The following is a 25918-nucleotide window of genomic DNA, read 5'->3' as shown; positions in this document are numbered from 1 at the left end:
GGGCGCATTCATGGAGCCTCCCGCAAGGCGTGGGCGTGGTCGGTGGCCGGGAACAGGGCCGCTGTCAAGGCGGTGAACTGGTGCTCGAGGCGCTGGGCGGCGACCAGGTTCCGCTCGGTGAGGGTCCGCCGTAGCTCCGCCGATCTCTGCTCCAGCGCCCGGAACTGCTCGAGCAGCCGGTCGGCGTCGACCTCGCGAGCCGGGTGGCAGTACGCGTCCAGCCCCATCTGAGACATGAGCGCGTCGCTCTTCGCCGCATAACTGAGTGCGAGCGTCGGCGTGCCGACCTTCAGCGCGCAGATCAGGTTGTGGTACCGGGTCGCCACCACGGTGTCGGCAGCCGCCATCTCCTTCATCAGGTCGGCCAGCGAGGCCGCCTCGGCAGCGGTGACCAGCGGCGAGTCCACCGCGTCGAGGATCGCGGCGACCACCGGCGCATCGCACTCGTCGCCGGTGAGCAGGCGGACCGGCCTGCCGTCCTCGACCAGCGCGCGGACGAACCGGATCGTCCCGTCGAGGTAGCGCCGGTGGATCTCCTCGGCCCGGGCGCGGTCGTCGTTGCCGCCGTGGAAGGCCATGACGCCGACGCAGACCGGGCCCGGCGGCCCCGAGGGCGCGCTCGCCGGCAGCGTCGGCAGGGCGAAGACGAGGTCCGGGTAGACCTCGTCGCGCGCGGTGTCCACGCCCATCGCCCGCATTGCGTCCCGGGATTGGGCGTCCCGGTACGACCGGTACGTGGCAAGGCGTGCCGACCAGCGCACCAGGGCCCGGGTCGGCCGGTTGCCGATCGCGGCGGCGCCGACGCCGACCAGCGCGACCCGGGTGCCGAACAGCCGGCCGGTCGCGCAGAGCAGGAACAGCGAGTACGGGAAGCCCCACGGCCTCAGCGGCAGCGTGGCCTCCAGGACGCCCATGCCCGGCACGATCACCACGTCGTGCCGGCGCACCCAGGCAGCGGTGCGGACGGCGTCGACGAGTTTGCCCAGACCCTTCGCCGCGATCGCGCCCGCCCGCGATGCGGTCCGGTACTCCCCGCGGTACCAGTGCAGCCGCGTCGCGGGGATCCGGTACCGGGTCGCGACGACCTCGGGTCCCCCGCACAGCGCGTCCACGACCGCCTCCGGGTGCTCGGCGCGGAGGTACCCGAGCACGGCCTCGAGCGACCCGTCGTTGCCGAGGTTGCCGGAGCCGAGCAGGCCGAACACCCCGACGCGCACCGGAGTTTCGTCCGCGGACGTCATGCCTGCCTCCCCTCACGGCCGGCGACGAGGGCGTCGACGGAGACGGTGAGCAGGGCCGGGTCGACCGGGGCGCGGTCCTCGACCCGCTCGCCGGCGCCCGGCCGGACCCGGCTGGCCATCCATGCGGCCACGTGGCGGTAGCACGCGCGCCGGTCGGCCGGGGACAACGGCGCCCGCCGGATCGCCGAGGCGAAGCCCCAGACGTACTCGGCGAGCAGCCGGGGCGTCGGGTGCAGCGGGCCTGCCCGGCGCGGGTCCAGGTTGACGCACCGGGAGCGCTTGCTGGGGTTCGCCCGCTCGGCGCGGGTGGGGTGGTCGCGGCGGAAGTACAGCAGCTCCGGCACCTGGTGGAACGGCCCGTGCAGGGCGATCTCGGCGACGAACGTGCGGTCCGCGTGGTGGTAGCTGTCCATCGGCTTCACCCGGCGCAGCACGTCGGCCCGCATCACCCCGTAGAAGTCGTCGCCACCGGGCTCGAACAGCAGACTGCGGAAGCGCTCCGGCGGGTGCCGCGAGTCGGTGGCGAGCCCGTACTCGTACGGGACCTTCACCTGGCCTTCGCCGTCGATGATCGCCTGGTCGGTGTGCGCGAGGATCACGTCCGGCCGCTCGTCAAGGGCTTCCACGCAGCGCCGCAACAGGTCCCGGGCGTACAGGTCGTCGTGCGAGGCCCACTTGAACAGCTCGCCGCGGCACTCGGCGAACACATGGTTGTGGTTCGGCGTGGCGCCGATGTTCCGGGGCAGCCTGATGTACCGGATGCGCGCATCCTGCGCGGCGTATTTGCGGCAGATGCCCTCGGTCCCGTCGGTCGAGGCGTTGTCGGAGATGACCAGCTCGAAGTCCTCGTAGGTCTGGCCGAGCAGGGCGTCGAGCGACTCGGCGAGGTACTCCTCGCCGTTGTAGACGGGCAGGCCGATGCTCAGCCTGGGTTGGGCGGTCATGGCGTCCTCACTTCGCGGATGGGGGTGTGGTGGCGCTCGCGCAGGGCGGACCGCAGCTGCAGCCACCACACGGCCGAGCCGCTGACGGTCGCGGCGGCGACGCCCCAGGCCGAGCCGACCGTGCCGGCCACGGCCGCCCCGCCGAGCCCGCCGCCGACATAGCAGGCGGAGGCGAACAGTTGGCAGCGCAGGCTGCGCCGGGCCGCACCGAGCGCGCGCAGCCCGGCCGCCGCACCGGTGCCGAGGCCGGCGCCCGCGACGCTGAAGGTGATCGGCACGATGAGGTCCGCGGCGGAGTGCCAGACGTCGCCGAGCACAAGCTCGCCGAGCCGGTCCGGCATCAGCAGCAGCGCCCCGCCCCAGGACAGCGCGCCGGCGGCCTGCCCGCCACCCAACAGGAGGCAGAACGTGCCGAGCCGGTGCGGGGCCCGCCGGAGCACCCGTGCCGCCTCCGGGACGGTGACCAGCGAAAGCCCCATCAGCACGGCGAGGAACGGGCCGAGCAGGAGCTCGCCGCCCCGGACCGCACCCACCGCGCCGACCCCGACGATCGCGCCGAGCCCGTACGCCCGCAACTGGCTCGCGCCGCTGAGGCTGACGTTCTCGACCAGATACCGGTAGCCGAGATCACGCTGTTCGCGAAGCCACCCGCGCGCCCCGGACATGCGGGGCCGGATGCCTGACTGGATGCAGCCGTACCCCGCGGCCACCGTGGCGGACGCGCCCCAGGCGAGCACGAAAGCGGCCACGCTGCCCACGTGGGCCGCCACGACCAGGGCGGGGACGAGCGCGACACCCCACACGAGGTCGTTGACGAACGCCTTCCGCCCGATGCCGGCGGCGAAGAACGAGAACCGCCAGGCGTCCTGAAGTAGCAGCCCCGGCAGCATGACGCCGAGGCAGGCGAACGCGGGCCCCAAGCGGCCGCCGAGAGCAAGGCCGACCACCAGACACGCCGCGCCGATGGATACACCGACGCCGAGCGCGGTACCCGACGACCGGGCCACCGCCCCGCGCCAGGACGCGTCCGACACGCCGCTGAAGCGCACCACGAGCGGATCGGTGGCAAGGCCGCGGGAGACGTTGAGCACCACGCCGTAGGTCACCCAGGCGAGGCTGAACACGCCGAACGCGGTCACCCCGAGCGAGCGGGCCACGTAGATCCCCACCGCGAAGTTGCTCATGCTGGAGGCGGCCTGGTCGGCAAGGCCCCAGGACAACCGGCCGGCCAGGGCCCGCCTGGCGGTTGCCGCCGTTGGTCTCGCCTTCTCCCCCTCGGTGGTCACGGGCGTCATGCCTTGATCAGCCCGGCGCCGTGCAGGGCGCCGGCCGCGACGGCGACGGTGTCGAACGGCAGAGCGGACCGCTCGGCGACGTCCAGCAGACTGTGCTCGCCGTCGGAGAGGCTGAGCACCCAGAGCATGGCCATCTGGGCCTGCTTCGCGTCGCTGCGGCCGCCGAGCGAGTCGTACAACCCGCGCCGGCCCAGCTGTGGCTCGCCGTAGGGGCTGAGGTTGACGTACCGCCGGTTGCGGTCGAGTACGGCGAACGCCTCGCGGCAGACGGAGAGGGTGTCCGCCATCGCCTCCGGTGAGACGAAGTCCGGGTTGTCCGCCGAGGTGTGGTACTCGGGGTAGCCGGCGTACGGGGTCCGGCTGAGCGAGCCCACGCCGAGATCGAACCCGGGCGAGCAGAACTGCCGCTCGTCGTATCCGTACGGAGTGAACTCGGCGACGTGGTACGGGCGTTCGGAGGCGCCCAGCACGTGCCGCATCACCCGGTCGATCTCCGCGTCGCCGCGCCTGCTCTGTTTGTACGTCAGTTGGCCCGAGTCGCCGGCGCAGGCCAGCACGAGCCCGTGCTTGACCCGCTCGATCCGCTCCGCGTTGCGGGCCAGCCAGGTGATCGCCCCGATGGTGCCGGGCGCGAAGATGAACCGGTAGGTGTAGTACGGCGTCTGCTCCGCCAGCGCCCGCGCCAGGAACGTCGCCACCGCGATGCCCGCCAGGTTGTCGTTGGCCAGCGACGGGTGGCAGACGTGGCAGGAGACGATCACCTCGTCGGGGACCTGCCCGGGAACCACGTGCTCGGCGTAGGTGAGGTGGCCATCGGCGAGTGTGGAGTCGATACGCACCTCGTACTCGCCGTCCGGCAGCGCGTCCAAGGTCTCCTGGGCCAGGCAGAACCCCCATTCCGGCGTGTAGTAACTGGTGCGGTACGGCACCCAGGCCGGGTGGTCCGGCAGGGTGTGCAGGTGCGCGCGAAGCTCGGCCAGCGGCATGGTCGCCGACACCGGCACGCTGTAGCCGAGCACGTGCAGGCTGGACGCGGCGAAGTCGACGACCCGGTTGCCGGCGGTGTCGGCGATGTACGCGTCCCGGATGTTCCACTCCTGCGGCACCGTCCAGTCGAGCACTTGCGTCCCGGTCGGCACCTCGTGCACCTGCAGCGGGACGTACTCGCCGACGATCTCCAGGGTGGCGCGCACACCGTCCCCTGTGATGCTCCGGCACAGCGGGTACAACCGCTCCACCAGCTTGTGCATCTGTTCGCCGGCCGCGGTCATCGGCGCCGCCGCAGGGTGTCGTCGACGGCGCCGGCGTCGGACGCCGCGCGCAGCACGGCAAGCCGGGTGAAGCGTCGCTCGAAGTCCTCCCGGGTCAGCCCGTGTTTCCGGTAGGCGTCGGCGAGTTCGAGCGCGCCCTGCTTGACCGTCCACTCGCAGTCGAAGCCGGGCAACGCCGCGCGGAACCGGGAGAAGTCCACCCGGTACGACCGCGGATCGGCACCGTTCTCCCCGGTGATCACCACCCGCGAGCCGGACACCGCCTCGGCGACCTGCTCGGCGATCTCGGCGACCGTGACGTTGTTGATCTCGCTGCCGATGTTGAACGCCCGGTCGTGCACCGCTTCGCGCGGCGCGATCAGCGCGGCCGTGAAGGCCCGTGCGATGTCGGCGGCGTGCACCAGCGGGCGCCAGGGGGTGCCGTCGGAGAGCACAAGCACCTCGCCGGACAGGAGCGCGTGGCCCACCAGGTTGTTCAGCACGATGTCGGCGCGCAGCCGGGGAGAGAAGCCGAAGGCGGTGGCGTTGCGCATGAACACCGGGCTGAAGTCGCCGTCGGCCAGCGCGTGCAGGTCGTCCTCCACCCGCACCTTGGACTCCGCGTACGGCGTCACCGGGCGCAGCGGGGCGTCCTCGGCCACCAAGTCGTCGCCGCCGGCGGCACCGTAGACCGAGCAGGTCGACGCGTACAGGAAGCGCCGCACTCCGGCGTCGCGGGCGAGCCGGGCCAGCCGGACTGACGCGTGGTGGTTGATGTCGTAGGTGAGCTCCGGCGCCAGCGATCCCAACGGGTCGTTGGACAGCGCGGCCAGGTGGATCACGGCGTCCACCCCGGCCACGTGCTCGGCCGTGACGTCGCGCAGGTCCACCTGCGTTCCCGGCGGGTCCGCGGGCGGCGGGCCGAGGACGCAGTCGGCGAACAGGCCGGCGTCAAGGCCGACGACCTCGTGCCCGGCGGCCGTGAGTACCGGGGCCATGACGGTGCCCAGGTATCCCTGGTGTCCGGTGAGCAGTACGCGCAAGGTTCATTCCCCCAGGTCGAGAGTGATTTTGGTGACGGCGAACGCCTCGGCGTAGCGCGCGTGGCATTCGATGCCGCGGATTCGTGCGAGACCGAGGAAGGCCTCCCGGTCGTACCAGGGCCGGTGCCGCTGCGAGGGATAGTGCTCCTGCAGCAGCCGCACCTTCTGTTCGGCGATCTCCGGCGACAGCGGCTGGTACGCCGACGGACGGCCGAGGTCGCCGTCCCACTTGACGATCTCGTAGCCGAGCACCAGGTGGTCGCGGAATGCGGTGGGCACCAGCTTCGCCAGGCCGCGGTGATCCTGGTGCGCGTCATCGGTGCGCGGGGCAAGGACGACATCCGGCTCGGTCCGCTCGCGCAGCTCCTCGACCGCGGCCTTGGCCTCGTCCCAGTGCGTGGGCAGCCGGCCGTCCGGCAGCTTGAGCACGGTCAGCCGCAGTTCGGCACCCGGGCAGAAGGCGGCGAGCGCGGCCTGCTCCTCCTGCTCCCGCTCGCTGCCACCGCCGGAGAGCACCAGAGCGTCGATACGGATACCCGGCCGCGCGCGGCACATCGTCAGCAGCGTGCCGCCCGCGCCGATGGCGATGTCGTCGCAGTGCGCGCCCACCGCGACGATCCGGTCCAGGGGCCCGGTCCCGAGCCGGATCACGCGGTCCTCACCGCGGCCCTGTCCCGTTCCCACACGGCCCAGGGGCGGTCGCCCCGGGCGTAGGCGTCGTCGAGCGCGGCCCGCTCCTTCACGGTGTCGGTCGGCTTCCAGAAGCCGCGGTGCTGGTACGCCACCGCCCGGCCGCGCTTGGCCAGTTGGGCGCATCCGTCAGCGACCAGGTCCCCGTTCTCCGGTACGTGGTCGAAGACCTCCTGGCGGAGCACGAAGTAGCCGCCGTTCTCCCACAGCGGCAGTTCGCTCACCGCGGTGATGCCCCCCACCAGGCCGTCCTCGCCCAGGTCCACGCAGTGGAACGACGACTGCGGCGGCACCACCATCATCGACGCACCGGCGTCACGCCGGGCGAAGGAGTCGATCATCTCCGGCAGCGGGGCGTCGGTGAGAACGTCGGCGTAGTTGGCGAGGAACATCTCGTCGCCGTCCAGGTGGTGCCGCACCCGGCGCAGCCGCTCCCCGATCGGTGACTCGATGCCGGTCTGCGCGAAGGTGATCGTCCAGTCGGCGATGTCGGTGGACAGCAGCTCGGTCTGCCCGCCCCGCAGCACGAAGTCGTTGGACGCCGTCTCTTCGTAGTTGAGGAAGAAGTTCTTGATGTGGTGAGCCCCGTACCCGAGGCACAGGATGAACTCCGTGTGCCCGAAGTACGCGTAGTAGCGCATGACGTGCCAGATCAGCGGCCGCGGGCCGACCATCGCCATCGGCTTGGGCATGTCGTCGGAGGCTCCGTCGCGCATACGCAGCCCATAACCGCCGCAGAACAGAACGACCTTCATGGCTTGACCTCGACAATGCTCAGTTCCGGGATGGGAAAGACAAGGCGGCCGCCCCAGGCGTGCACGAAGGACAGCTGCTCGACCAGCTCGGCCCGCAGGTTCCACGGGAGGACGAGGACGTACTCCGGTCGGTCGGCGGCTATCTGCTCGGGCGGCAGGATCGGGATGCGGGTGCCCGGGGTGAACCTGCCGTGTTTGTAGGGGTTGCGGTCGACCGTGTACGGGAGCAGATCGGGCCGGATGCCGCAGTGGTTGAGCAGGGTGTTGCCCTTGCCCGGGGCGCCGTAGCCGACGACCGTCTCGCCGCGCTCGGCCGCCTCGATGAGGAACTTCAGGAGGTCCCGGCGCACCTTGGCCACCCGGGAGGAGAACTCGGTGTACCCGGACAGCTCCTGCAGTCCGGCGGCCTTCTCCCGGTCAAGGACGTCGGTCACTCGCTCGGTCGGCTCGCCGGCGACCTCGGCCGGCCGGGCCCACAGCCGGATGGAACCGCCGTGCGTGGGCAGCAACTCGACGTCCACGAGCGTGAGTCCGCCGCTCGCCAGGGCCCGGATCGCGGACGCGACCGTGTAGTACTGGAAGTGCTCGTGGTAGATCGTGTCGTACTGGTTCTCCTCGATCAGGGTCAGCAGGTGCTGCACCTCGATGGAGACCCAGCCGTCGTCGGCGACCAGGGCGCGCAGCCCCTGGGTGAACCCGACCACGTCGGGGATGTGCGCGTACACGTTGTTGGCTACGACGAGGTCCGCCGGGCCGTGCTCGGCGCGGACGGCCGAGCCGGTGGCCGGGTCCAGGAACTCCGTGAGCGTGGGCACACCCGCGTCCCGCGCCGCTGCGCCGACGTTCACCGACGGCTCGATGCCGAGGCAGCGGATCCCCCGGTCCACCATGTGCCTCAGCAGGTACCCGTCGTTGCTCGCGACCTCGACCACGAAGGCGTCGGTGCCGAGACCCAGCCGCTGTGCGGCGTCGGCGACGAACGTGCGCGCGTGCTCCACCCAGGAGGTCGAGTAGGAGGAGAAGTACGCGTACTGCGTGAACGTCTCCTCCGGCGTGATCAGCGGAGGGATCTGCGCGAGCCAGCAGTCGGTGCAGACCCGCAGGTGCAGCGGGTACGCGGGCTCCGGTTGGTCCAGTTGGTCCGCGGCGAGAAAGCTCTCACACGGCGGGGTCGCCCCCAGATCGACGACGCTCCCCATCGCCGCCGAGCCGCAGAGTCGGCATCGTGTCATCTACTGCCCCCATCCCCGCTCGCGCTGGTGCCCCCACCGCGAGCCAGTGCTTTTGTCCCCTACCGGCGGCGGGCTGTCCCCGCCGCCGGACCGACCCGCGATCGCGGTGCGGTACCCATTCACCAGGCGCTCCAGCCCGACGGCCGGGCTGAACCCCTGCTCGTAACGGCGCCGGGCCGCCTGACCCATCTCCCGGTTGCGGGCCGGCTCGGCCGTGATCCGGCGTATGCAGGACGCGAGCGAGGCGGGCTCGCCCGGCCGGTGCAACAGCCCGGTCACCCCGTCCTTGACGAGTTCGACGAAGGCGCCGTGACCGGCGGCGACGGCCGGGACCCCCGCCGCCATCGCCTCCACGACCACCAGGCCGAACGCCTCCAGCCATGTCGAGGGAGCCACAACGGCGACCGACCGCGCGACGGCCTCCCGGCACTGGGCCGTGTCGTACAGGCCCACGTACCGCACGTCGTCCCGGCCCGCCGCCCAGGCGGTCACCTCTCGCTCCAGTGGCCCCGCGCCGGCGATCACGAGCGGTACGCCCACACCGCCGCTCGCTGCGATCTCGTCCCACGCGGTCATGAGCAGCCGCACGCCCTTGGCCTCCGCGAGCCGGCCGAGATAGAGCACATGCTCGCCGTCACCCGCTCGGCAAGTGCCCGGGTCGGGCACGAAGTTGTGCTTCACCGCCAGCCGCTCGGCGGGCATGCCGGACCGCACCAGGACGTCGCGCTGCGCCGCGGAGATGCAGAAGAACCGCTCCACGCCGGACCACCACCGCCGCCGGTTGACCGACAGGCTGACCGCGAGCGGCACCGTCGCCAGCCGGGAGCTCCGGTAGCAGCCGTGCCGGACGGCAGGCAGCGGCATCGACCCGACGCACTCGGTGCACGGCCGGCCGTCCCGTTGCAGCGTGCCGGGTGGGCAGACCTGGGTGTAGTTGTGCAGCGTGGCGACGGCGGGCACGCCGGCGTCGGCGCAGGCGGCCAGCACCGCGGGCGACAGGAGCGGGAAGACGTTGTGGACGTGCACCACGTCCGGTCGCTCGGCGCGAAGCCGGGCGGCGAGCTCCGCGCGGACCGCCGGGTTCCACGGCACAAGGAGCGGTACCGCGGCCTTGGCAAGGAGGGACCGGGCGGCGATGTCGTCGCTGCACCGCTCGAACACCTCGACCCGGTGGCCGGCCCCGCGCAGCAGCGCCACCTCCTGGTCGACGACCTTGTTCTCCCCGCTCGGCTGCGCCGAGGAGTAGCGGTTGTGCACCACGAGGACATGCATGCTCAGCTCACCTCCGATCTCTGGGCCCATCGCGGGATGCGTCGTCGAGGGACTTCGGGCGTCGGCAGGTGCGTGGCCGCGGCAGGTGCCACCAACAGCGAGGCGGCGACGGCCAGATGCAGCAGATACGGCGAGGCATCGCCCAGCCCGGCCTCGGTGTACGACGCGATCGCGCAGTAGATGATCAGGAAGATCGCGCAGGCCCTCGACAGCGACGGTGGCCGCAGCAACGCGACGCCGCCCAGCACGATGATGATCGCCGCCACCAAGGCGACGCCGATCAGACCCTGTTCGTTGTAAACGGCCAGCCAGCTGTTGTCGATCGGCAGCCCGCCGAACGATTTGTCGCCCAGGCCCATGCCGAACAACTTCTCCGCGGTCGTCCGGGGCGCTGCCAGCAGGGCGTCCCAAACCTTGGCCCGCCCGGTGAGGCCGGAGAAGTTCTCCTGGCTCTGTCCGCGCAGGAACCACGCCTGTAGCGCGGAGGCGAACCCCACCGCGGCCACCGCGGCGCACAGCACCGCCCAGGTGAAGAACCGGCGGGCGGCTGCGCTGGTCAGGACGAGCGAGCCGATCGCCAACGCCAGCCCGATGAACAGGCCGAGCGTGGCCGTCCGGGTATGGGTCAACGCGAGCAGGATGAGTGACGGCACGATGACTACCACCGCGCTGGCCCTGTCGGTCCGGCGGCCCAGTACGGGCAGCACGGTGAGCCCGATGATCACCGCGGCGTACTGTCCGATCTGCGGCGGGGTGAGCGGCCACAACGCGCCGACCAGCCGCCCGCCGTAGAGCTCGGGCAGGGCCGCGCCCGGTGAGATGATCGCGCCGGCGGCCACCGACACGAGCACCGCGAAGTACATCCGGATGTGGTGCCGGACGAACGTCAGGCCGCCGTCCCACCAGCGGCTGAGCAGCCACAGCGTGCCGACGAAGAGAGCCAGCCGGGCGCAGCGGAACAGCGCGCCGAGCCCGGACTCCAGGTACGCGCTGGAGATCACGCTCGGCACCAGCAGCAGGGTGAGCAGCAACACGAAGGCGCTGGCTCGGATGCGCAGCCGGAGATTGAGCGCGAGCGCCAGCGCGAACGCGGCGACCAGCGCGCCCATGGTGACCATCTGGATGAGGGAGCGGGGCAGCGGGATGATGGTCTTCGCCCCGGCGGAGCCGAGCGTGTTGAGGACCAGCAACGCCCAGACGATCCCGACGGCCTTCGGTGTGCCGGCAGGGCGTGGTCCGGCACCGGGCTGTGTGCCCGCCGTATCCGGTCCGCCCGGCAGCCCACCGCGCAGCAGGTCCCCGCCCATCTCAACCACCGGCCTGTGGGGCGAAGGTGCTGCCCGCGTCTTGCCGGTACGGCGTGCCCTGCCACTGCCCGGAGTCGAGCTTCCGGCTCGGGTCGTCGGCGACAAAGCTCCACGGTCCGCGGTAGACGTTGTCGTGCCAGCGGTTGTGCTGCTTGTGGATGATCGCCTCAGACACCCGCTTGCCCTTGTACGGCGACCAGTCCGGATAAGTGCCGTAGTTGGACAGCACCGCCATGCGGCCGCACTCCACCGTGCACTTGACGACGGACGTGTCCAGCACGAAGCGGTTGTCGTGGATGTCCACCCACTGGGTCTTCCACCGGCAGTCGGCGTAGAGCGGTGCGGTGGCGATCGCCGGCCGCGCGCAGCGGGCGGTGTCCTTCACCAGCAATGTGCAGTAACCGGTCGAGGTGTTGGCCGGGCTGTTGCAGAACCGGTCGGCGTTCTCCCACAGGGTGATCCCGCTCCAGTTGTTCTCCAGCACGTTCCGATAGATCTCGATCTTGTCCGTGCGGGCTGGGACCCGTGGTTCGCCGCCGGCCTCGGACACGTAGATGGTCGCGTACGGGAAGGTGTCGCCGCGGTCGCCGTACTTGCGGCCCTCGACCCAGTTGTTCCGCCGGATCGTGTTGTTCCGGATGACCGCGTTGTAGCTGGTCTCGTACATCAGCGCGGCACCGTCGTTGGCCTCCAGCACGTTGTTCTCGATGCGGAAGTCGTTGTTGTTGTTGTCCGCCCATAATCCGGCTCCGTGGTTGTCGTGCACCCAGTTGCCGCGGATGTCGGCGCCGTTGACGGCCCAGAACTTGATGCCTCCGGTGCAGCCGCAGCCCGGCTGCCGCCGTTCCCAGTCGTCGGTGTTGTTGCCCACGATCTCGTTGCCCTCGACCACCAGGCCGCGGATGGAGTCGCCGGTCTTGTACGCGTTCATTCCGTACTGTCCGTTGTTGCGCAGGCAGCTGGCGCGGACCTGCTGGCGAGCACCGGCCATCAGCCCGCCGCCGGAGTTGTACTGGATCGTCGCGTCCTCGATCACCCACCCGTCGGCCATGTCATGGTTGACCACGCCCTCGTCGTGCGGCGCGACGAAACCCTGCACGGTCAGGTAGCGGATGGTGACGTCGCGGGCGGTACCGCTGAACGCGTACTGGTTGATCTTCCGGCCGTCGAGCACCGCGCCCGGCGCGCCGAGGTAGCGGTTCCCCTTCTTGGTCATGACCTGGGCGTAGCGGTCCGGCTCGAGCGTGTGCTTGCCCGGTCGAAGCCAGAACGTGGTGCTCGGGGGGCTGCTCTTGGTCTTCGCAGCCAGGTCACCGACCACCGCGGGGTCGACCGTCACCGCGCCCGGCGGCGCCTTCGCCGGCCCGGCCGCGGGCTTGGCACACACCCGGGCCACGGACGTGGAGGGCGCCCCGGACGTGGAGGGCGTACCGGTCGGCTTAGCCGAGGCGTCCGACGTGCTCGTACAGCCGGTCGCCGCCAGCAGGACCAGCACCAGCGGTGCCGTCGGCAACGCCCAGTGCCGCCTCTTGATCACCACGCGTCCTCGCCCCCTAGCCACGGAACCTGAGTACGGTGGTGAACCCCTCCGCGCCGTCGGCGAAGCCGGTGCCGACCAGCGTGGTGGTGGGTTCCTTGCGCCCGAAGCCGGCGGAGTACCAGCCCAGCGGCGGGTCACTCTCGCCGCGATGCGCCCGCCAGGACAGTTGCCCGGGCAGGTCGAGTTCCGCGGAGCGGTCCTCGCCGTCCCGGGTCCAGGTGAGCACTGCCCGGTTCCCCACCAGGTCCGCGGTGATCGCCGGCCCGAGGTGGAACGCCAGGCGCAAAGGCCGGCGATCGCCACGGACCTCGTCGACCACCCGCAGCTCCTGGCTCGCTGCGGTCAGCTCCACCCGGCGGCGGTGCACGGAGCGCTGGTAGCCGTCGTGCTCGGCGCACCAGCGGGCCGTCCCCCCGTCGGAGGCGCCGGATGTGTCCGCCACCAGGACGCGGCTGCGGGCATGCCGGGTCCACAGGAACGGGCCGCCGGAGACGGACTGGTCACCGCCGTCCAATTGCAGGGTGTTGTGGCCGAGGGTCGACCGGAAGTACTGCCGCCACTGGGGCTGTCCGTGGTAGCAGTACGTCCCCGGGTCGGCGAGCACGTCGACCCCGTCGTGCCGGACCTCCACGGACAGTGCGTCCGCGTGGGCATGCGCGGCGATGGACAGGAACCCGTGCGGACCACCGTCGCAGCGGCACCAGATCTCCGCCGGACCGCGCAGGATGGTGAGCCCCGCGTCGGCGAAGTGGGCCGGTCGGCTTGCCGGGCGGGTCACGGCCGGTGCAGTTCCTTTTTTCGGGTACGGCCGGATGAGCGCGGCCAGCAGCGGGGTGCGCACATCGGTGCCGGTCACCGCCGGCCACCAGGCGAGCCGGCCGAACACGGCGTCTCCGGTAGCCAGCAGCGAGGCCCAGCGGTCGGTGCCCGCGCCGTCCACGACCAGACCGTGCCCATCGTCCGCGTCCCCCTGGCGCGGCGGCCTCAGCCGGTTGTCCACGACGGCCGCGAGCGCGTCGGTCATCCGCAGCAGCACCAGCCGGATCGACGCGGGCACCGGCACGTCGGCGGCATCCGCCTCGGCCACCGCGGCCAGGCCGAGCTCCAGCACAAGTCCGTGGTACTCGGTGGCCAACTCGCGGTTGAGGCCGGAGCCGAAGGTGTTGCTTCGCAGATGCCGCTCCAGCGACCGCAGCGCGCCGGCTCGCCAACGCGCCGAGGAGGGGAACCACCCGAACGCACAGGCTGCGGCGAACTGCCCGGCGGCCTCGGCTATGACGTGGTTGTTCGCCGAAGACCCCCGGCTGGGGAAGGCGGCCAGCCAGCGCTGGTGGTGCCAGATCTGGTGGAGCGCCACCGGGTTGCCCTCGAACAGCCCGGCCACGCCCGGCCAGTCGTCGAGCAGCCGGCGGATCCACACCCAGGACAGCAGCCGGATCCCCAGCTCGATGCCGCTGGTCCAGTGCACTCCGCGCAGCGGCGCGTTGGCCGCCCACCACGACCGCAGGTGCTCGGCCACTCGCTCGGCGTACCGCTCGTCCCCGGTGATCGCGTAGGCGACGGCGAGCACGGTGAGGTACTGATGCCGGGACAGCTCCCAGATCTGCTTGATGTCCCCGACCGCGTCCTCGTCCCGGTACGGCACGTCGAAGGCGTAGCCCCACGGAGCCCGGCGCCCGGTCTTCGGGTCGTACCACCAGTCCGGGTCGGCCAGGTCGTCGCGGTCCACCCCGAAATACTCGGCGTGCCCGGCCATCAGCCGGTCCGCCTCGGCGACGAGACGTTTCGCGGCGTCCGGTGGCACCGCGGCGATCGTCCCTGCGGGCAGTACCGCGGTGAACCGGGCGCCGGTCACGCTCGGGCAGTCCGGCCGCGCCGACCGCCACCGCCGCCTGCGCACCGCGTCGCCCACCCGGCCGCCGACCTCCCGCGGTCCCATCCGGGACAGCCGCCGCAGGTACCAGCCCGCGCTCATGGTCATCGAGCCCTCGCCAACGTCACCGGCACGCCGCCGACCAGGCCGGCCTGCACGGCGAGGGTGGCCGACGTGGTGGCGACCAGTGACTCCAGCGGCACCGGCATCGGCCCGCCGGTCCGCACGGCCTTGATGAACGCCGCCAGCTCGGCGGACTGGCCCTTGTCCCGAGCCTTGGGCAGCCGCGAACTGACCCACCGCTTGCGGCCGTACACCGAGGCACGGACGAAGTCGTCGAGCCGCAGCACCTTGCCGTCCGCGACAAGGTCCAGCGTCTCCTTGGGGAAGCTGGGCGCGCCGGTGGTGACGTAGCTGATGGTGGCGGTGGACCCGTCCGGGTAGTGCAGCACGACCTGCAGGTCCTCGTTGCCGGACGCGGCGACCGCGTACACCGATACCGGGTCGGCCTCGAGCAGCCAGCTCGCCGTGTCGATGAAGTGTCCGCCCTCGCCGGCGAAGCGCGAGCCCTCGGTGCCCTGTTGGAGGTACCAGCTGCCGTGCTGCAGCCGGCCCGCGTTGACCAGGTAGCGGAGGCTCGCCGGACCGGTCCGGGCGCCGAACCGCTTCCTGGCCTCCTGCAACAGCGGCGCGAACCGACGGTTGAAGCCCACCTGCAGCCGGTCGTTGCCGGACTCCTCGACCGCCGCGAGCACGCCGGCCAGCTCGTCCTCGGTGAGTGCCAACGGCTTCTCCACGAACACCGTCTTGCCGGCCAGCAGCGCCCTTCGGGTCAGTTCGGCGTGCGAGCTGTGCCGGGTGACGACGAACACCGCGTCGATGGACTTGTCGCCGAGCACGGCGTCGAGATCGGTGGTCGCCTCGGCGAAGCCGAACTTCCGCTTCGCGTTGGCCGCGGACAGCGCCGTCGTGGTGACGACCGTGGACAACTCGACGCCGTCGCGCTGTGCCAGGTGCGGCAGCAGCATCGACGTCGCGTAGTTTCCCGCGCCGACGAACGCCAGCCGCACCGGCGCCTTGGCGGACCGGGCCGGGGTGGACGCTCCGCCGCTGCGTCGCACCGCGGGCACGGCCACCGCCGGGGCCTCCGCTTCCCCCGCTTCCTCTTTCTGCTCGGGGTACCGGAACAGCACGGCCACGGCCTTCAGATCACCGTCCTTCAGGCGCTGGTACGTCTCGACGGCGTCATCGAAGTCGGAGATGTGGGAGACCAAGGGCTCCACGTCGACGCGGCCGCGGGCGAGGAGATCGAGGAAGCACGCCAGGTTGCGGCGCTCGGTCCAGCGCACGTAGCCGATCGGGTAGTCCCGCCCTTCGAGCTCGTACTCCGGGTCGTAGCGCCCGGGGCCGTACGAGCGCGAGAACCGGACGTCGAGCTCTTTCTCGTAGTACGCGTTCCACGGCAGGTCCAGGCGGCACTTGCCGATGTCGACGACCCGGCCGCGGTCCCGGCTCAACCGCGCGGCCAGCTCGACGGGCTGGTTGCTGCCGCCGCCGGCGGCCAGGTACACCTGGTCCACGCCATGACCCCCGGTGAGTTCGGCGACGGAGTTCTCCACGGCCGCGGAGGCGGGATCGCCGCAGGCCGTGGCGCCCAGGCGTTCGGCGAGCTCGCAGCGCTCCGGGTCGGGGTCGACCCCGACGACGCGGACCCCCGAGGCGGCGAGGAGCTGCACCACCAGCTGCCCGATCAGACCGAGGCCGATGACCAGGGCCACTTCGCCGAGTTGTGGCTCGCCGCGGCGGACGCCCTGCATCGCGATCGACCCGACGGTGCCGAAGGCCGCGTGCCGCGGTGCGAGGCCGTCCGGCACCGGGGCGTAGAGGTTCTTCGGCACCCAGTTCAGCTCGGCGTGCAACGCGTGCTCATTACCGGCGCAGGCCACGAGGTCGCCGACCTTCACGTCGTCGATCCCGGTGCCGACCTGCTCGACCACCCCGCACAGCGAGTAGCCCAGCGGCGTGTAGGAGTCCAGCTTGCCCATCACCTTGCGGTAGGTGGCGGGCACCCCGTTGGTGGCCACGCTCTGCATGACCTTGGCCACCTGGTCCGGCCGGGAGCGGGCCTTGCCCAGCATCGACATGCCGGCCTCGGACACCTTCATGAGCTCGGTCCCGGTGGATATCAGCGAGTAGGCGCTCCGGACCAGCACACCGCCCGGCTTGCACCCCGGCACCGGCACGTCGAGCACCGCCAGCTCGCCGCTCTTGTAGTTCTGCACGACCTGTTTCACCCGAGCTCCTCTTATTTCCACGCCGTCAAGCCGCCCGGCTCTGGCCGGAGCCAGAGGTCGCGCCGCGATACCAGTACTCGAGGGTCAGCACATGCCACAGATGCTTGGAGAAGTCCCGCTGCCCGGCGGCGTCCTCGGCGACCATGCGCGCCAGCGCGTCGCGGCGCAGGAGCCCGGAGTTGACGAGCACGCCGTCGTTCACCACCTCGCGCACCAGCGGTGCCAGATCCCGGCTCATCCAGGCGCGCAGCGGAGCGCTGAACAGGCCCTTGGGCCGGTACACGATCTCCCGGGGCAGGATCGAGCCGGCCGCCTCCTTGAGGACGGCCTTACCCTGCCGTCCGACGATCTTGCGATCACCGGGCACGGCGAACGCCGCCTTGACCACCTCGACGTCCACATACGGCACCCGCACCTCGGTCGACGCGGCCATGCTCGACCGGTCCGTGTAGGCGAGGTTCAGGCCCGGCAGGAACATCCGGGCGTCGCCCAGGCACATGCGGTTGACGAAGTCGTCGAGGTCGTTGTCCTGGTAGATGTCCGCATGCTCGGTCAGCACGTCCTCGACCGTCCCGGCCAAGTCCGGATTGACCAGGGCGAGCAGCTCGTCCTGGTCGTACATGGTGTAGCTGCGCCGGAACGCGGTCTCCTCCGGCAGATCGGCGAAGGAGAGGAACCGCTTCGCGAAGCGCACCGACCGGTACCCCCGGCGGGCCGTGGCGACCGGCAGCAGGTCCACGGCCCTGGACAGGCCGCGCCGCAGGGGCCGCGGGATGCGCTGGTAGCGCAGCGCGATCAGGTTGGCCAGGTGCTTGCGGTAACCGGCGAACAGCTCGTCGGCACCCATCCCCGAGAGCATCACCTTGACCCCGGCCTCCCGGGCGGCCGAGCAGATCAGATAGGTGTTGATCGCGGCGGGGTCGCCGATCGGCTCGTCCAGGTGGTACGTCATCTGCGGCAGCAGGTCGAGCACGTTCGGAGCGATCTCGATCTCGTGCAGGTCGACGCCGAATCGCTCGGCCACCTGCCGGGCATAGCGCAAGTCGTCCGGCATCGCCTCGAACCTGGCGTCCTCGGCGCGGAACCCGATCGTGTAAGCGGAGATCCCGGGTCGGTCGCGGGCCGCCAGCGCGGTCAGGTAGCTGGAGTCAAGGCCGCCGGAGAGGAAGGTCGCCACGGGTACGTCGGAGAGCAGGTGGCGCCGAGTCGACTCCTCGACGATGGCGGCCAGGTCCGGCTGCTCGCCGCTCCGGGCCCGCTCCCGGCCCTCGGCGGCGACGTCCCGGAGGTTCCAGTACCGGCCGCGCTCCACCCGGCCGTCGGGCCGGCACCGCAGCCAGCTCCCCGGCGGCAGCTTCTCCGCTTCGCGGAACGCGCATCGTGAGTCCGGCACCCAGTAGTACAGCAGTGAGGCCACCAGCGCCGCATGGTCCACCTGCAGCGACCCACCGGTCACGGCGGCGAGCGCCTTGAGCTCGGAGGCGAACACCAGACCCTCGCCGCGCCGGAGCAGGAACAGCGGCTTGATGCCGAGCTGGTCGCGGGCGAGCACCAGTTCACCGGTTCGCTCGTCGAAGATCCCGAACGCGAACATGCCGCGCAGCCGGGGCAGGCAGTCGGTGCCCCAGCGCCGCCAGGCCTCAAGGAGCACCTCACTGTCGGAGGTACCGCGGAAGCGCACCCCAGCGGCTGCCAGCTCGGCACGCAGCTCGGGCGCGTTGTACAGCTCGCCGTTGTACGTGAGGGAGAGGCCGCCCGAGACCATCGGCTGGGCGCCGGTCTCGGACAGGTCGATGATGGCCAGCCGACGGTGCCCGAGGTGCACTTCGCCGTCACCGGCGGGGTGGCTGTACCGGCCCGCCCCGTCCGGACCGCGGTGGGCGAGGGTATCGGTGAGCCGGTCGGTCACGGCCTTCCCGTCCGGCCATCGGTAAGTGCCTGCGATGCCACACATGTCTACCGCGCCTCCTGGTCGCTGTCCGGGACGCGTGCCGCCCGCATCGGCAGCCGCTCAGCCCGCCGCCGGCCCGTCCCGTTCTGTCGGGCCAGCCGCTCGTTCTGGCCGCGCAGCGCGGTGTGCAGCCCGTCCCACAGCGTGCCGTCGGTCCGGTCACGAGGATCGGGGTCGATCAGCACCACACCGATCACCGGAATGCGCTGGTCCGCGAGCTGCCGCGCCACGGTGTGCAGCCATGCGGCGCTGCCGTGCCCGGCACGCACGACGAGCACGGTCTGAGTGCCGAGGTACTGGAGGTCGGTCCACGCAGTGCCGGGCGCCACCGAGCCGACGCCGAGGAGGCGCCCCTGGTCCGGCACGGCCGCGGCACGCTCGCCGCTGACCACGGTCGGGTCTCCTGGCTTGGGGCGGCGGCCTGCGAGCTGCGGGCCGGGCAGACCATCGATGATGACCACTGGCCCCTCCGCCGCCAGTGCCCTCGCGATGTTCAGGGCGATCACGCTCGTGCTGCGCGCACAGCCCAGTTCCAGCAGCGACAACGGTTCCGCGGAGCCGCGCACGGTGCGGGCCAGGGACGCAGTGAGCCGTTCGCGTGCCGCCCGGGTCCGTCGGCGCTGCCACAGCCTGCCCGACCGGCGGGGCAGCTCCGCGATGACCGAGGCACCCAGGTTCGCCGCGATGTCCCGGCGCAGCACGGGGCGGTCCGCCACCACCGTGCCGATCGCGGCCAGCGCGAGTCCGAGGACGAGTCCGAGGACGAGCCCGATCGCGGCGTCGGTGACAGCTGCCTTGGGCAGGGAGTGTCGCACCGCGCGCGGGGCGTCCACGATCTGCGTGCCGGCGATGACCTTGGGCGTGCCGGTGCGCGCCTCCGCGGCGCGCTGGCCGAAATCGGCGATCCGCGAGTTGAGTTCGGCCCGGCGGGCGAAGAGCGACTCGACGCTCGCCGACGCTTTCGGGTCGCTGTCCGGCGATCGGTCTCCGATCTCCTTGTTGACCTGGGCGAGCTCGTCCCGCATGCGGTCACGCTGGTCGAGCAGGGCCTTGGCCTCGGCCTTCGCGGCTTCCTGCATCCGCCTCACGTGGTCCGCGACGAACGCATCGGCCAGCGCCTTGGCCCGGGCCACCGCTTCCGCGTCGCTGTCGCCGGTCACATCGATCTGCAGCAGGTTGTTGGTCAGGCCGGTACCCCGGTAGTCCCGCATGAAGTCCTCAGGTTTTTCCGGGGACTTGAGGGACTTCAGGGCCATGCCGGCGACCCGCGTGGTCTGCAGCAGCGCGACGTCGGTGCGGATCAGCGTTCCGGTGTCGTTCGGCTGGTCCTCCTCGTGCGCGACCAGCACCTTGGTAACCGCGCTCGGCGGCGGCGGCATCAGGACCGCCACCGCTGCGCCGACCAGCAGGCCAAGGAGCGCCATGGCGCACCACAGGCGGCGGCGCCTGCGCACCGCCACCACCAGCGCCTGCAGGTCGAGGAGCGGAGCGGCGGCCGACGACTCCGAAGTCGTGCTCGTCGTCACGCTGAACCTCCCGTCGCGTGGCCGGGCACCGCGAGCGCCAGAGTGGCGTCGTCCGGAAGTTGGCCGGCAGACCGCGTGGGGCGGGCCTTGACCATGCCGGCGACGACGACGCCGACGACCTCGTGCCTGCCATCCGCGCACGCCTCGGCGATGCCGGTGAGCTCCTCCGCGGTCCAGCTGCCCGCGCTGAGGACCACCAGGGCGCCGGACTCGGTGTCGCGGTCCGGCACCATCGGCCGGTCCACCGACACCTCCACCACCCGCAGCAGCGGATCGCTCTTGGCCTCGTCGACGAGCTGCCCGGCGGCCCGGCGGGCGATCTCGTCGCCGTCCGGTACGACAACCAGCAGCCGCTGGGCGCCCGGCAGTCGGTCCCGGAGGCGAGCGCACACCCGCCGGTAGCGGAGCCGTCTGCCGGCCTCGTCGCCGGACTTCTGCGGGGCCGGTATGTCCCACCGGGTGTCGACGCCGAGGAGTCGGCGGATCCGGGCTCGTGGGCCCCCGCCTTCTGGCCGGCGCGCGCGCCGTTCACCGGGCACGTCGACGGTGCCGAGGAGCGTCGAGCCCAGCGCCGCGGCGATCTCCGGTTCGGTGCGCAGTCGGCGATTCATCCGTGCGGCGACGAGATGGCCGATGACGGCGAGCAGGAAGAACAGCAGCGCCCCGGCGACGATGAGCTGCATCCTCGTCGGCGGCGCCTCGCCGGTCGGCCGGGCGGCCGGGCCCATGACGACCATGCCTGCCTTGTTGGTCGCCGGGTCGGCCTCGTCCAGCTTCTTCATGGCCTCCTCCAGCGAGGTGCGCAGGTTCTCGAGCGCGGTGCGGGCCTGCACGCTCTCCACGGTCTGCCCCGGATCGGCCGCCTTGGCCAGGTCGGTGATGCGGCGGTTGGTCTCCGCCACCTTCTTCCGCAGCGCCTCGGCTCCCGTAGCCGCTCCGGCGTCGGTGCCGCTGCCCGCGATCTGCGCGGCGAATTGCACGAATTGCTGGGCCACCCGGTCGGAGAGCTGCTGCGCGCGCTCCGGGGTGTCGGCCGTACCCGAGATCGTGATGATGTTCCCGTCGGCAGCCTTGGCGCTCACGTGGTCCCGCAGCTCGGTGCCGCTGACGCCGGACCAGTGGAGAGCGGCGGCCGCGCGGTCGACCACCGCCGAACTGGTCGCGATGTCCACCTGGGTGAGCAGCTCGCGCTCCTCCCACTGCCCCGGCAGCAGTACCGGTGCCGACGCGGTGTAACGCGGCGGGAACACCACCACCGAGGTGCCGTAGCCGACGAGTGTGCCCACCACGGCGAGGACGGCGAGAAGTCGCCACCGCCGACGGAGTATCCGCCCGATCGTGACGAGGCGGATCGTGTCATCGCTCAACGCCGCTGCCTCTTCCCTGTGCGGACCGGGTCGCCCGCCGACACCGGAGTGCGGTCACGGCACGCGGCGGCGTAGGCGGCGAGCAGCGATGCCTGCGAGTTCCGCCATGAAAGCTGCCCGCTGATCCGCTCCTGGCCGATCTTGCCCATCCGGGCCCGCTTCTCCGGATCGTCCAACAACACCGCGATGAGCTTGGCGAATTGGGCCTCGTCGTTGGCGGGCGCGTAAACGGCGGCGTCACCGGCGGAGACGCGCGCCTCCTTCAGGTCGAACGAGACGATCGGCCGGCCCATCGCCATGTACTCCAGGACCTTGTTCATGGTCGACACGTTGTTGAGCGGATTGCGCGGGTCGGGGGAAAGGCACACGTCCGCGGTGGACAGGTAGCGCACCAGGTCGGCGTCCGGAATGCGCCCGGTGAACTGCACCTGCTCCGTGAGCCCGAGCCGCCGGGACAGCTCCACCATCGCGTCGAAGGCGTCGCCCGCGCCGACGAACACCGCATGCCAGTCGGTCCGCCCGAGCTCGTCGCGCAGCTTCGCAAGGGCCCGCAAGGCATAGTCGACGCCGTCCTGAGGGCCCATGACGCCCAGATAGCACAGCAGATGAGGCTTGCCGCGCTTCAACTCCGGCTCGGGCGGCACCGGTTGGAACCGATCGATCTGGGGCGCACTGCGCACCACGAAAACGTCCTCCGGCCGTCGACCGCCACGGCGCATCGCGACGTCCCGGTAGCTCTCGTTCGTGGCGAGCACGACGTCCGCGGCCCGGTAGGTCAGCCGTTCCAGCGCGCACACGGCGCGGTAGAGCCGGTCTTCACCGCGGCCGAACCGGGAGAGGTACAGCTCGGGTACCAGGTCGTGCTGGTCGAAGACGAACCGCGCGCCGCGCCGCTTCAGCCACAGCGCCGGCAGGAACAGCAGGTCCGGCGGGTTGCAGGCGTGGACCACGTCGACCGGGCCGACCTTGCGGGCCAGCCGGACCGTGTGCCACAACGCCGATCCGTACTCCCGCAGGTAGCCGGCCGGCCCTCCGGTGGCCGCGCGCAACGGGTAGCGGTGGATCCGCACCCCGTCGATCTCTGCCTCAGGCTCCGTGTCCCGCGTACTCCCCTGGGGACAGATGACGTGCACCTTCCACCCCGCGTCGCGCAGCGTCGTGCACTCCTGCCACACCCGCCGGTCGAACGGCACCGACAGGTTCTCCACCAGGATCAGCGCGCGTCGGGCCGGCCCGGCGCCGCTGGTTATGTCACCAGACAAGGCCCACGTACCCCGGTTCGGCCCGGCGCGCCTCGGCGTCGGGAAGGCGGATGAGGTCGATGAGCACCGGGCCGTCGCCATGGGGCAGCGCCGACAGCACAGCCGGATCCCTGGTCCCGACCAGGCACACCTCGGCATGCTCGAGCACCTCGCCGACGGACTCCGCAAGCAGTTGCGCGAGGTGCGGCAGCCGGGTCTCGATGTACTCGCGGTTCGCGCCGATCAGCCGGGAGAGGCTCACGTTGGCGTCGTAGATCCTCAGGTCGTAACCCTTGCCGAAGAGTCTTTCCGCCAGCTCGACGAGCGGGCTCTCGCGGAGGTCGTCGGTGCCGGGTTTGAAGGACAACCCGAACAGGCCCACCCGGCGCTTGCCGGTGCGCTCGACCAGCTCCACCGCGCGCTGCAGATGGTCGGAGTTGGAGGGCAGAACGTGGGCGAGGATGGGCACCGAGACGTCGGCCCGCTGCGCCGCGTGGACCAGGCTGCGTATGTCCTTGGGCAGGCAGGAGCCACCGAAGGCGAAGCCGGGCCGCAGGTAGGCGGGGCTGATGTTCAGCTTGCGATCGGCCATGAACACGTCCATCACCTGGTGCGAGTCCACCCCGAGCGCCTGGCACACCGCGCCCAGCTCGTTCGCGAAGCCGATCTTGAGGCCGTGGAACGCGTTGTCCGCATATTTGATCGCCTCGGCCGTCGGGACCGGCACCCGGAACACCTCGCCGGGCAAGCCGTCGTACAGCGCCATCACCGTGTCGCCGCTTGCCGGGTCGAGCTCGCCGATGACGGTCTTGGGCGGATCGAAGAAGTCCCGCACGCTCGTGCCCTCGCGCAGGAACTCCGGGTTGACCGCGACCCCGACGTCCACCCCGGCCGTGCCGCCGACGTACTTCTCCAGGATCGGTACCAGCAGGTTCAGGCAGGTGCCGGGGAGCATGGTGCTGCGGAACACGACGGTGTGCCGCCCACCCCGCTCGGCTACCGCGGCACCGATCTGCTCGGTGACCCGCTCCAAGTACGTGGTGCACAGGCTGCCGTTGGGCTCCGACGGCGTGCCCACGCAGACCAGCGACACGTCGCTGCCCATGATCGCCTCGCGGACGTCGCCGGTGGCGCGCAACGCCCCGGCCCGCACGACCTCGGCGATGAGCTCGCCGATCCGCTCCTCGACCACCGGGGCCATGCCGTCGTTGACCAGGTCGACCTTCGCCTGGCTCACGTCCACCCCGATGACCTGGTGACCCAGGCTGGCCAGGCATGCGGCCGACACGCAGCCCACGTAGCCGAGCCCAAAGACGCTTACCCTCATGATCCGTTCCTCCCCCCAGGCAGGCCCTTCCGGCCTGCGGTCGGTGCAACGACCGGACGACGACCCCCGCGCATCAGTAGGCCCCCTGCCCTTGGAGCACCGCACGCAGCGTCTTCCACAAGATCACTGTGTCCAGGGCGAGCGACCAGTCCTCCACGTACCGCAGGTCCAGCCGGACCGCCTCCTCCCACGGCAGGTCGCTGCGTCCGCTGATCTGCCACAGGCCGGTGAGCCCGGGCTTGACCAGCAGCCGCCGCCGGATGTCCGGGCCGTACGCAGCGGACTCCTCCGGTAACGGAGGCCGCGGACCGACGAGCGACATCGAGCCGGTGAGCACGTTGAAAAGCTGCGGGAGCTCGTCGATCGAGTACCGGCGCAGCACCGCTCCCAGCCGGGTCACCCGCGGATCCCGGCGGAGCTTGAACAGCAGGCCGGCGCCCTCGTTGCGCTCGGTCAGCCCGGCACGTGCCCCGTCGGCCCCGGCGACCATGGTGCGGAACTTGACTATGGTGAACTCGCGGCCGTCCTTGCCGACCCTGCGCTGGCGGTAGAACACCCCACCCCGGCTGTCCACCAGCACGAGCAGCCCGACGAGCACCATCAGCGGCGCGAACAGCATCAGCAGGACCGCCGCGCCCATCCGGTCGACGACCTCTTTGACCGCCCGGCGACCTCCGGTGAAGATCGGCATGCTGACCCGCAGCAGTGGGATCCCGAGCACCGCGTCGACGTGCAGCCGCGGGCCGGCCACCTCCATCAGCACGGGGGCCACGACCATCTCGGCATCGCTGCCTTCGAGGTTCCAAGCCAGCCGCTGCAGCCGGTCCGGTGACCAGTGCGGGTCCGGTGTGACCGCGACGACACGGTAGCCGTCGCGGCGGACGTGGTTGGCGACGTCCGCCAGTCGGCCGACGACCGGCACTCCGTCCAGTTGGTCACCGTCGAGCCCGAGACCGTCCGGCGTGCACACCGCCTCCACCCGCCAGCCGAGGTGCGGGAACTTACGGACTCGGGTGATCAGGTCGCGCACGGTGGCCGGGCTCCCGGCAGCGAGCACCGGTCGCAGGCACCGTCCTTCCTTCCGCTGTTTGTGCAGCCAGAGGCGCAGCAGATACCGCGCGGTCATGGTGATGAGCGCGATCGCCGGGATCGCGACGAATATCCAGAGCTTGATGTTGCGCGAGGTGAGGGCGATCCCGCCGAGCGCCAGTACGACGGCCGCCGTGAAAAGTGAGCGTCCGAGCCGGCGGAATTCCTCGGCGCCCTGGCCGAGTATGGCCGGAGCCCACGACCGGCTCACCGCAAGCGCTCCCAGCACCAGCAGCTCGGTGCCGAATGCGAGAAATCCCCAATTCTCGTGCCAGTTGGCCGCGTCCCGGACCCCGAAGAAGCCGCCGATCGCCGCCACCACGAAGGCGGTGGCCACGGTATCGCTGGTGATCACGGCACGGTGGTACCGCTGCTCCCAGTCGATCGCGGGCTGTCTGATTGCCCCGTTCACCGGACGCTCGCGCACCGATAGAAGCGGGCTGACTAATTCTCCCTGCTGCACAGCCCCCCCCAGGGCGCCAGTGGGCTCGACGTGTTCACTCCACACGGTTCCTCCCCCCGGGAGGCCCCCGCCCCCCGCACTGTTCCTCCCCTTGGGAGGCCCCCCGCCCCCCGCGCCGCGCTGTTCCTCCCTCCGGGAGGCACCGGCCCCCCCCCGCGAATGACATACCGGCTATTGCAGCGCTACTCGAACACCCCACCCAGGCGGCAGCGGACTCG

Annotated in this window: 19 protein-coding genes; all 19 read right to left on the bottom strand. The window is 71.4% G+C overall.

Going from position 1 to position 25918, the window contains the following annotated elements:
• Positions 1-8 precede the first annotated feature (8 nt).
• Positions 9-1241 carry a polysaccharide pyruvyl transferase family protein gene (locus ABZS64_RS11930; RefSeq protein WP_355826822.1) on the bottom strand — a complete coding sequence of 411 codons (1233 nt, stop codon included), beginning with the start codon at positions 1239-1241 and terminating at the stop codon, positions 9-11.
• Complete coding sequence (locus ABZS64_RS11925; RefSeq protein ID WP_355826819.1) at positions 1238-2185, bottom strand: glycosyltransferase family 2 protein; 948 nt, start codon at positions 2183-2185, stop codon at positions 1238-1240. The genes ABZS64_RS11930 and ABZS64_RS11925 overlap by 4 nt, the downstream gene beginning before the upstream one ends.
• The gene (locus ABZS64_RS11920; RefSeq protein WP_355826816.1) at positions 2182-3480 is read right to left on the bottom strand and encodes a hypothetical protein; all 1299 of its coding nucleotides are present in this window, start codon (positions 3478-3480) and stop codon (positions 2182-2184) included. Before ABZS64_RS11920 ends, ABZS64_RS11925 begins: the two co-directional genes overlap by 4 nt.
• Positions 3477-4751, bottom strand: a complete 1275-nt coding sequence (locus ABZS64_RS11915; RefSeq protein ID WP_355826813.1) for a DUF4910 domain-containing protein — start codon at positions 4749-4751, stop codon at positions 3477-3479. The genes ABZS64_RS11920 and ABZS64_RS11915 overlap by 4 nt, the downstream gene beginning before the upstream one ends.
• Positions 4748-5773, bottom strand: a complete 1026-nt coding sequence (locus ABZS64_RS11910) for an SDR family oxidoreductase (protein ID WP_355826810.1) — start codon at positions 5771-5773, stop codon at positions 4748-4750. Before ABZS64_RS11910 ends, ABZS64_RS11915 begins: the two co-directional genes overlap by 4 nt.
• A gap of 3 nt (positions 5774-5776) precedes the next feature.
• Complete coding sequence (locus tag ABZS64_RS11905) at positions 5777-6424, bottom strand: PIG-L deacetylase family protein (protein ID WP_355826808.1); 648 nt, start codon at positions 6422-6424, stop codon at positions 5777-5779.
• A complete protein-coding gene (locus ABZS64_RS11900) occupies positions 6421-7218 on the bottom strand; it encodes a glucose-1-phosphate cytidylyltransferase (protein WP_355826805.1) in 798 nt (265 codons plus the stop codon). The genes ABZS64_RS11905 and ABZS64_RS11900 overlap by 4 nt, the downstream gene beginning before the upstream one ends.
• Entirely contained in the window at positions 7215-8450 is a 1236-nt protein-coding gene (locus tag ABZS64_RS11895; RefSeq protein WP_355826803.1) for a class I SAM-dependent methyltransferase, read from the bottom strand. The genes ABZS64_RS11900 and ABZS64_RS11895 overlap by 4 nt, the downstream gene beginning before the upstream one ends.
• Positions 8451-9722, bottom strand: a complete 1272-nt coding sequence (locus tag ABZS64_RS11890; RefSeq protein WP_355826800.1) for a glycosyltransferase — start codon at positions 9720-9722, stop codon at positions 8451-8453.
• A 2-nt stretch (positions 9723-9724) separates the two neighbouring features.
• Positions 9725-11029, bottom strand: coding sequence for an O-antigen ligase domain-containing protein (locus tag ABZS64_RS11885; RefSeq protein ID WP_355826797.1), 1305 nt, complete (start codon positions 11027-11029; stop codon positions 9725-9727).
• Between the two features lies 1 nt (position 11030).
• Positions 11031-12569, bottom strand: a complete 1539-nt coding sequence (locus ABZS64_RS11880; RefSeq protein WP_355826794.1) for a right-handed parallel beta-helix repeat-containing protein — start codon at positions 12567-12569, stop codon at positions 11031-11033.
• Between the two features lie 13 nt (positions 12570-12582).
• Positions 12583-14550 (bottom strand): alginate lyase family protein, encoded by a 1968-nt coding sequence (locus ABZS64_RS11875; RefSeq protein ID WP_355826791.1) that lies wholly within the window; start codon positions 14548-14550, stop codon positions 12583-12585.
• Positions 14547-16736 carry a bi-domain-containing oxidoreductase gene (locus tag ABZS64_RS11870; protein ID WP_355826788.1) on the bottom strand — a complete coding sequence of 730 codons (2190 nt, stop codon included), beginning with the start codon at positions 16734-16736 and terminating at the stop codon, positions 14547-14549. The genes ABZS64_RS11875 and ABZS64_RS11870 overlap by 4 nt, the downstream gene beginning before the upstream one ends.
• 25 nt (positions 16737-16761) lie before the next feature.
• Positions 16762-18690 carry an asparagine synthase (glutamine-hydrolyzing) gene (gene asnB, locus ABZS64_RS11865; protein ID WP_355826785.1) on the bottom strand — a complete coding sequence of 643 codons (1929 nt, stop codon included), beginning with the start codon at positions 18688-18690 and terminating at the stop codon, positions 16762-16764.
• Positions 18691-18692: 2 nt separating this feature from the next.
• Positions 18693-20213, bottom strand: coding sequence for a Wzz/FepE/Etk N-terminal domain-containing protein (locus tag ABZS64_RS11860; RefSeq protein WP_355826782.1), 1521 nt, complete (start codon positions 20211-20213; stop codon positions 18693-18695).
• Positions 20210-21580 (bottom strand): Wzz/FepE/Etk N-terminal domain-containing protein, encoded by a 1371-nt coding sequence (locus tag ABZS64_RS11855; RefSeq protein WP_355826779.1) that lies wholly within the window; start codon positions 21578-21580, stop codon positions 20210-20212. The genes ABZS64_RS11860 and ABZS64_RS11855 overlap by 4 nt, the downstream gene beginning before the upstream one ends.
• Complete coding sequence (locus ABZS64_RS11850; RefSeq protein ID WP_355826776.1) at positions 21577-22842, bottom strand: glycosyltransferase family 4 protein; 1266 nt, start codon at positions 22840-22842, stop codon at positions 21577-21579. The genes ABZS64_RS11855 and ABZS64_RS11850 overlap by 4 nt, the downstream gene beginning before the upstream one ends.
• Positions 22832-24148: a nucleotide sugar dehydrogenase gene (locus ABZS64_RS11845; RefSeq protein WP_355826773.1), complete on the bottom strand. Its 1317-nt coding sequence runs from the start codon at positions 24146-24148 to the stop codon at positions 22832-22834. Before ABZS64_RS11845 ends, ABZS64_RS11850 begins: the two co-directional genes overlap by 11 nt.
• Positions 24149-24221: 73 nt before the next feature.
• Positions 24222-25700 (bottom strand): sugar transferase, encoded by a 1479-nt coding sequence (locus ABZS64_RS11840; RefSeq protein ID WP_355826770.1) that lies wholly within the window; start codon positions 25698-25700, stop codon positions 24222-24224.
• Positions 25701-25918 lie beyond the last annotated feature (218 nt).

Source organism: Streptomyces sp. NPDC005408, from assembly GCF_040606445.1.
Taxonomy (GTDB): Bacteria; Actinomycetota; Actinomycetes; order Streptomycetales; family Streptomycetaceae; genus Streptomyces.
This window is presented reverse-complemented; position numbering and strand designations above follow the sequence as displayed.

Excerpts from the sequence above, each read along its gene's own strand:
- ABZS64_RS11930 (WP_355826822.1), bottom strand. The coding sequence starts at position 1,241 with ATGACGTCCGCGGACGAAACTCCGGTGCGCGTCGGGGTGTTCGGCCTG.
- ABZS64_RS11925 (WP_355826819.1), bottom strand. The coding sequence starts at position 2,185 with ATGACCGCCCAACCCAGGCTGAGCATCGGCCTGCCCGTCTACAACGGC.
- ABZS64_RS11920 (WP_355826816.1), bottom strand. The coding sequence starts at position 3,480 with ATGACGCCCGTGACCACCGAGGGGGAGAAGGCGAGACCAACGGCGGCA.
- ABZS64_RS11915 (WP_355826813.1), bottom strand. The coding sequence starts at position 4,751 with ATGACCGCGGCCGGCGAACAGATGCACAAGCTGGTGGAGCGGTTGTAC.
- ABZS64_RS11900 (WP_355826805.1), bottom strand. The coding sequence starts at position 7,218 with ATGAAGGTCGTTCTGTTCTGCGGCGGTTATGGGCTGCGTATGCGCGAC.
- ABZS64_RS11895 (WP_355826803.1), bottom strand. The coding sequence starts at position 8,450 with ATGACACGATGCCGACTCTGCGGCTCGGCGGCGATGGGGAGCGTCGTC.
- ABZS64_RS11890 (WP_355826800.1), bottom strand. The coding sequence starts at position 9,722 with ATGCATGTCCTCGTGGTGCACAACCGCTACTCCTCGGCGCAGCCGAGC.
- ABZS64_RS11885 (WP_355826797.1), bottom strand. The coding sequence starts at position 11,029 with ATGGGCGGGGACCTGCTGCGCGGTGGGCTGCCGGGCGGACCGGATACG.
- ABZS64_RS11875 (WP_355826791.1), bottom strand. The coding sequence starts at position 14,550 with ATGACCATGAGCGCGGGCTGGTACCTGCGGCGGCTGTCCCGGATGGGA.
- asnB (WP_355826785.1), bottom strand. The coding sequence starts at position 18,690 with ATGTGTGGCATCGCAGGCACTTACCGATGGCCGGACGGGAAGGCCGTG.
- ABZS64_RS11845 (WP_355826773.1), bottom strand. The coding sequence starts at position 24,148 with ATGAGGGTAAGCGTCTTTGGGCTCGGCTACGTGGGCTGCGTGTCGGCC.